This window comes from Pseudomonas sp. FW305-7 (genome assembly GCF_058786735.1).
The window spans coordinates 24,294-30,584 of record NZ_JBYSZA010000046.1; the positions used below are offsets into that span (position 1 = coordinate 24,294).

The 6,291-nt window shown below is 60.4% G+C and carries 7 protein-coding genes; 6 read left to right on the forward strand and 1 reads right to left on the reverse strand.

The genetic code is table 11. The features are described from left to right. The first annotated feature begins 10 nt into the window (after positions 1-10). The 3 genes from bufB to AC3WMT_RS29815 are packed head-to-tail and all read left to right on the forward strand — an operon-like array spanning position 11 to position 2,126. Positions 11-898, forward strand: coding sequence for an MNIO family bufferin maturase (gene bufB / locus AC3WMT_RS29805; RefSeq protein ID WP_103307201.1), 888 nt, complete (start codon positions 11-13; stop codon positions 896-898). Then, complete coding sequence (locus tag AC3WMT_RS29810; RefSeq protein ID WP_103307200.1) at positions 895-1,653, forward strand: HvfC/BufC N-terminal domain-containing protein; 759 nt, start codon at positions 895-897, stop codon at positions 1,651-1,653. Before bufB ends, AC3WMT_RS29810 begins: the two co-directional genes overlap by 4 nt. Then, positions 1,650-2,126: a DoxX family protein gene (locus AC3WMT_RS29815; RefSeq protein ID WP_103307199.1), complete on the forward strand. Its 477-nt coding sequence runs from the start codon at positions 1,650-1,652 to the stop codon at positions 2,124-2,126. The genes AC3WMT_RS29810 and AC3WMT_RS29815 overlap by 4 nt, the downstream gene beginning before the upstream one ends. 23 nt (positions 2,127-2,149) lie before the next feature. On the opposite strand, the gene AC3WMT_RS29820 is transcribed toward AC3WMT_RS29815, so the two are convergent. Beyond that, a complete protein-coding gene (locus AC3WMT_RS29820) occupies positions 2,150-3,064 on the reverse strand; it encodes a LysR family transcriptional regulator (protein WP_103307198.1) in 915 nt (304 codons plus the stop codon). 104 nt (positions 3,065-3,168) lie between these two features. Here AC3WMT_RS29820 and AC3WMT_RS29825 point away from each other — a divergent pair, with 104 nt between their 5' ends. From AC3WMT_RS29825 to AC3WMT_RS29835, 3 genes are all read left to right on the forward strand, one after another. Beyond that, positions 3,169-3,768, forward strand: coding sequence for a short chain dehydrogenase (locus tag AC3WMT_RS29825; RefSeq protein ID WP_103307197.1), 600 nt, complete (start codon positions 3,169-3,171; stop codon positions 3,766-3,768). A gap of 59 nt (positions 3,769-3,827) precedes the next feature. Beyond that, positions 3,828-4,481, forward strand: a complete 654-nt coding sequence (locus AC3WMT_RS29830; RefSeq protein ID WP_103307196.1) for a COG3650 family protein — start codon at positions 3,828-3,830, stop codon at positions 4,479-4,481. A gap of 97 nt (positions 4,482-4,578) precedes the next feature. After that, positions 4,579-6,192: an NAD(P)/FAD-dependent oxidoreductase gene (locus tag AC3WMT_RS29835; protein ID WP_103307195.1), complete on the forward strand. Its 1,614-nt coding sequence runs from the start codon at positions 4,579-4,581 to the stop codon at positions 6,190-6,192. The last annotated feature ends 99 nt before the right edge of the window (positions 6,193-6,291 follow it).

A 6,291-nucleotide genomic window follows, 5' to 3' on the forward strand; every position in this document is an offset into this window, starting at 1 on the left:
AGTGACGATCATGTTCACAATCAACAACCCTGCCCTCTCCGACACTCAGGCAGCCCTCACCGGGCTCCCTGCCCGCGCCGGGCTGGGGCTCAAGACCGGGCACTTCAGGGAAGTGCTCGGGGCCCGACCGGACCTCGGTTTTTTCGAAGTCCACGCCGAAAACTACATGGTGGCCGGCGGTCCGTTTCACCATTTTCTCGGATTGATTCGCGAGCAGTATCCGCTGTCGCTGCACGGTGTCGGGCTGTCCATCGGCGCTGAAGGGCCGCTGGATGTGCAACATCTGAAGCGTCTCGGTGCACTGATCGAACGCTATCAACCGCACGCCTTTTCCGAACACCTGGCCTGGTCCAGCCATGGCCCGGTGTTCCTCAATGACTTGCTGCCACTGGCCTATGACACACCGACGCTGCACCGCGTCTGCGAGCATATCGATCAGGTGCAGAACACCCTCGGGCGCCGCATGCTGCTGGAAAATCCGGCGACCTATCTGGCCTTTCAACGCTCGACCCTCGACGAAGCTGACTTCATTGCCGAAGTCATCCGCCGCAGCGGCTGCGGCTTGTTGCTCGACGTCAATAACGTCTACGTGTCGTGCATCAATCATCAGCGCGATCCATTGGCTTATCTCGAAGCCTTGCCATTGCACGCGGTGGGCGAGATTCATCTGGCCGGTTTTGCAGAAGATAGCGACAGTCTCGGCGACCGTTTGCTGATCGACGATCATGGTGCGCCGATTGATCAGGCGGTGTGGAATCTGTACCACCAAGTGCTGGAGCGCACAGGCCCGGTGGCAACGCTGATCGAACGCGACAATCAGGTGCCGGTGTTCAGCGTCTTGCTCGCCGAAGCGCGGCAGGCTGATGACTTGCTGATGCAAGCCGGGGGTCGATCATGACCACGCAAGCGGCCTTCACGGTGGCACTGCTCGATGTGCAATCGCCCTGCCCCGAAGGCCTGTGCAGCGCCAACGGTGCCGATCCCGAGAGCCGTTTCGCGGTGTATCGGAACAACGTGCAGAGTTCGCTGATCAACGCTCTGGGCGACCGTTATCCGGTGGTTGCGCAACTGGTTGGCGAGGAATTCTTCCGCGCCATGGCGGCCGTGTTCATACAGGCTCGTCCACCGCACAGTCCGTTGATGAGCTTCTATGGCGAAGATTTTGCGGATTTCATCGAAAGGTTTGAACCGGCATTCAGCGTGCCCTATCTGGCCGATGTCGCACGTCTCGAGCACCTGCGTACCGTCGCCTACCACGCCGCCGATGCCAGCCCGATACACCCGGAAAAAATCACCGCCGCCCTGTCTGCACCCGACTCTTTGAGCGAACTGTGCTTAGGGCTTCACCCGTCGTTGCGCTTGCTCGACTCAAGCCATGCCGTTGTCGCGATCTGGGCTGCGCATCAACACGACGCAACGCTTGAAGCCATCAACATTCACCAAGCGCAGTACGCCCTGGTCTTGCGTAACCATCTGGACGTCGAGGTGTTTGCCCTCGAACACGGCGCCAGCGTGTTTATCCGTCTATTGCTCGATGGCCAGTCACTGCTGGCAGCGGCGCAAAACAGCCCGGCGTTCGACCTCAGTCAAACCCTGGCCCTATTGATCGCACACAACGCCATCACTCATCTGAACGACAAGGAATCGCCATGAACACGCTCATCCTCCGCGCCATCGCGCTGCTGGAGAAAATCCCCCACAGTCTGATTGCTTTCCTCGCGCGCTTTTCGATTGCGGCCGTGTTCTGGAAATCCGGACAGACCAAGGTCGAGGGCCTGGCCATCGATCTGATTGACGGGACTTTTCAACTCGGCTGGCCGCGTCTGGCGGACTCAACGATTCCACTGTTCAAAAGTGAATACCACGTGCCGCTGCTATCGCCGGAAATCGCCGCGCACATGGCCGCGTTTGCCGAGCACTTTTTCCCGATGCTGATTCTGCTCGGCTTCGCCACACGCTTTTCTGCCCTGGCGCTGCTGGGGATGACGCTGACCATCCAGCTGTTTGTGTATCCGGACGCGTATCCGACTCATGGTACGTGGGCGGCGGTGTTGCTGTTTCTGATGGCTCGTGGCCCTGGCAGGCTGTCGATAGATCACTTGATCGCACGCCGCTTCGCAAAATAAACAAATCCCCTGTGGGAGCGACGTCAGCGCTGGAGGCGATCCAGCGCCTCGCCGCTGCGCTTGAACCAGCCAATCAGATAGTCCGCCAATACCTGCGTGCGTTTCGGCAAGCCGCCTTGATAAGGATGCACTAGGTACATCGGCATGCGCCGGGTCTGGTAATCGCGCAGGAGCCAGCGCAGTCGACCATCGGCCAATTCCGCTTGCAACAGGTACGACGGCAATCGGGCGATACCGGCCCCGGTCAACGCGGCTTTCTTGAGCAAGTTGTAATGGTTGCTGGCGAACGGCCCCGATACCCGCACGCGCAGCAACTCATGTTGCTGGTGATACAGCCACTCCTCGCGACCACTGTAATGGCTGTTGAGCAAACAACGGTGCTCGGCCAGCGCCTGCGGCGTCGCCGGCTCGCCGAAGCGTTCGAGATACACCGGACTGGCGCAGGTCATTTCCTGCCAGGCCAGCAGCGGTTTGGCCACCAATCGTTCGTCATTGGCCACTTCACTGCGGATTGCCAGATCAAAGCCGTCCCGGGACAGATCGCGGTAACTATTGTTCAGCTCCAACTCGATCTGCACCTCGGGATATTTCTGCGAAAACTCCAACAGCAGCCCATCGAAGAAGGTTTCCCCCAGCGACACCGGCACCGTCATACGCACCGGGCCGGCCATGTCGTCCTTCAACCGCGCCAATGCCTGACGCGCCTTTTCTACCTGAACGACCAGTGCCTGGGCTTGCGGCAACAAAGCCGCGCCGGCCGCGGTCAGGCTTAAACGCCGGGTCGTGCGTTGCAGCAGCACCACGGAAAAGCTCGCTTCCAACTGACTGATGCGCTTGGACAACTGGCCCTTGCTGCAACCCAGTTGCTGCGCCGCCAAAGTGAAACTGCCGGCCTCGATCAGAACGGCGAACGCCGCGAGGTCATCCATCTCGCTCATGGATTGTTTCCATTTGAAAACCAAAGGTTGCCCATTAGTGCGCTTATCTACAAAAAAAACCACTCTAGACTGAAACCTCGTTCAATCACTCGAGGCACAGCACGATGAAAATTCTGTTGATAGGCGCTGGCGGCACCATCGGTTCGGCCGTGGACAAAGAACTGTCGCAACGTCATGAAGTCATTCGTATCGGCCGCAACAGCGGTGATTTCAACGTCGACATCAGCGACAGCGCGTCCATCCGCAAGCTGTTCGAACAGACCGGCAAGTTCGACGCACTGGTCTGCGCGGCCGGTAACGTGACCTTCGCCCCGCTGGGTGAGATGACTGAAGACAGCTTCGCCTTGGGCCTCAAAGACAAGCTGATGGGCCAGGTCAACCTGCTGCTGATCGGCCGCGAATTCGCCAACGACGGCGCTTCGTTCACCTTCACCACCGGCGTCCTCAGTCATGACCCGATCCGCAGTGGCGCGTCGGCGGCGTTGGTCAATGGCGCACTGGACAGCTTCGTGCGCGCGGCCGCCATCGAACTGCCGCGTGGACTGCGCGTGAACTCGATCAGCCCGACCGTCCTGCTGGAAGCGATGGGCAGCTATGCGCCGTATTTCCGTGGTTACAAGCCGGTTCCGGCGGCGGATGTGGCTTTGGCCTACGCGAAAAGTGTTGAAGGCTTGCAAACCGGTCAGACATTTCACGTGGGCTAAACCCTTGTGATGAACGGTCAGGCTGCGTAACGTGGCGGCACTTGTCTGGAGAGCCGAAGATGCGTGTTGCCCGTTCGTTAGTCCTTGTTGCCTTGCTGCCATTGTTTGCCGCCTGCCAATTGTTCGATGGCCAGCGTGAAAGTGCCTCGCATGTCGGGCAGACGCGAATGCAGGGGCAACTGACGGCGGTCGACGGCAAACTGGTGTTCCAGCCGTGTCAGGATCAACGCCAATACGTGATCAACGACATCGGCGGCACCAGCATCCTGCAAGAGGCTGCGACCCTCGCCGATGAGCAGGGCAAACTGTTCGCCGACGTACGCGGCAAAGTCGCCGGCGACCGCCTCGACCTCACCCAGTTGTATCGCGTCGAGCGCTCCGGCACTGCGTGCGATGACGCCAATTTCAAACTGCTGATCCTGCGCGCCACCGGCCATGGCCCGGAATGGAACGTCAAAGTCAGCGGCAAAGGCATGGTCATCGACCGTGATGGCCAGCCACCGCTCGCCGTGCCTTATGTTGAAGAACAACTGGGCGACGGTCGCTTCAACCTCAGCAGCGAAGCCAACAACCAGCGCATCGAACTGTGGGTCGCGCCGCAACGCTGTGTCGACAGCAAAACCGGCAGCGTGCAGCACATGAGCGCCGAACTGCGCATCGACGGCCAGGTGCAGCGTGGTTGCGGGTATTTCGGCGGATCGCGCAACGACTGAGCGTTTTAGCCTCACCGGATCCGGCCTTTGCGGCTTATAATCGCGGCCTTCAAACGCCCTGGCGCAGTTGTGCGCCCCGCGAACCCGGATCCTCGCCATGTTACGAATCACTGAACTCAAGCTGCCAATCGACCATCCCGAAGAAGACCTGCGCGTTGCCATCGTGCAGCGCCTGGGCATCGCCAGCGATGACTTGCTCGATTTCACCTTGTTCAAGCGCAGCTACGACGCGCGCAAAAAATCCTCCGAACTCTGCTTCATCTACACCATCGACCTCGAAGTGCGCGACGAAGCCAAGGTGCTGGGCAAGTTCGCCGACGACCGTAACGTCAACGTGGCGCCGGATGTCAGCTACAAATTCGTCGGCCAGGCGCCGAGCGACCTGAGCCAGCGCCCGATCGTGGTCGGTTTCGGCCCGTGCGGGATCTTCGCCGGCCTGTTGCTGGCACAGATGGGCTTCAAGCCGATCATCCTCGAACGCGGCACCGAAGTGCGTCAGCGCACCAAGGACACCTGGGGCCTGTGGCGTAAAAGCGTGCTCAACCCCGAGTCGAACGTGCAGTTCGGCGAAGGCGGCGCGGGGACGTTCTCCGACGGCAAGCTGTACAGCCAGATCAAGGATCCGAAGTTCCTTGGCCGCAAAGTCCTGCACGAGTTCGTCAAGGCTGGCGCGCCGGAAGAAATCCTCTACGTCAGCAAGCCGCACATCGGTACGTTCCGTCTGACCGGCATGGTCGAAACCATGCGTGAAGAAATCCGCGCACTGGGTGGTGAAGTGCGCTTTCAGGAGCGCGTTACTGACGTGCTGATCGACGACGGCCAACTGGTCGGCGTGCAACTGGCGAGTGGCGAAACCCTGCATTCGAAACACGTGGTCCTGGCCCTCGGCCACAGTGCCCGTGACACCTTCCGCATGCTCCACAGCCGTGGCGTGTTCATGGAGGCCAAGCCGTTCTCGGTGGGCTTCCGTATCGAACACCCGCAATCGCTGATCGACCGCGCGCGGCTGGGCAAATACGCCGGCCACCCGAAACTGGGCGCTGCCGACTACAAACTGGTGCACCACGCCAAGAACGGCCGCTCGGTCTACAGCTTCTGCATGTGCCCGGGCGGCACCGTGGTCGCGGCGACTTCCGAGCCGAACCGCGTGGTCACCAACGGCATGAGCCAATACTCGCGTAACGAGCGCAATGCCAACTCCGGCATCGTCGTTGGCATCACCCCGGAAGTCGACTACCCGGGCGGCCCGCTGGCCGGCATCGAGTTGCAGGAGCGCCTGGAATCCCACGCGTTCATCCTCGGCGGCAGCGATTACAAAGCCCCGGCGCAATTGGTCGGCGACTTCATCAACGACATTCCTTCGACCGAACTGGGTGAAGTCGAGCCGTCGTACAAACCGGGCGTAGCACTGGGCGATCTGGCCCTGGCGCTGCCGGACTTTGCCATTGAAGCGATTCGTGAAGCATTGCCGGCGTTCGAGAAGCAGATTCGCGGTTACTCGCTGCACGATGCGGTGTTGACCGGGATCGAGACGCGCACCTCGTCGCCGCTGCGTATTACCCGTAACGAGACGCTGCAGAGCATGAACGTGAAGGGCTTGTTCCCGGCCGGTGAAGGCGCGGGTTATGCGGGCGGGATTCTGTCGGCGGGGGTTGACGGGATTCGCATCGCCGAAGCCGTGGCTCGCGACATTCTGAGCCTGGAAGCCTGATCAGCTAAATCTGCAACAACGCAAAAAACTGTGGGAGCTGGCTTGCCAGCGATGGCGGAAATTCAGTCAACATCAATGTTGAATATGAGTCAGTCATCG

Bases quoted from the DNA above. Each gene is read 5' to 3' on its own strand.
- AC3WMT_RS29835 (WP_103307195.1), top strand. From the start codon at position 4,579: ATGTTACGAATCACTGAACTCAAGCTGCCAATCGACCATCCCGAAGAA.
- AC3WMT_RS29815 (WP_103307199.1), top strand. From the start codon at position 1,650: ATGAACACGCTCATCCTCCGCGCCATCGCGCTGCTGGAGAAAATCCCC.
- AC3WMT_RS29820 (WP_103307198.1), bottom strand. From the start codon at position 3,064: ATGAGCGAGATGGATGACCTCGCGGCGTTCGCCGTTCTGATCGAGGCC.
- AC3WMT_RS29810 (WP_103307200.1), top strand. From the start codon at position 895: ATGACCACGCAAGCGGCCTTCACGGTGGCACTGCTCGATGTGCAATCG.
- AC3WMT_RS29830 (WP_103307196.1), top strand. From the start codon at position 3,828: ATGCGTGTTGCCCGTTCGTTAGTCCTTGTTGCCTTGCTGCCATTGTTT.
- bufB (WP_103307201.1), top strand. From the start codon at position 11: ATGTTCACAATCAACAACCCTGCCCTCTCCGACACTCAGGCAGCCCTC.
- AC3WMT_RS29825 (WP_103307197.1), top strand. From the start codon at position 3,169: ATGAAAATTCTGTTGATAGGCGCTGGCGGCACCATCGGTTCGGCCGTG.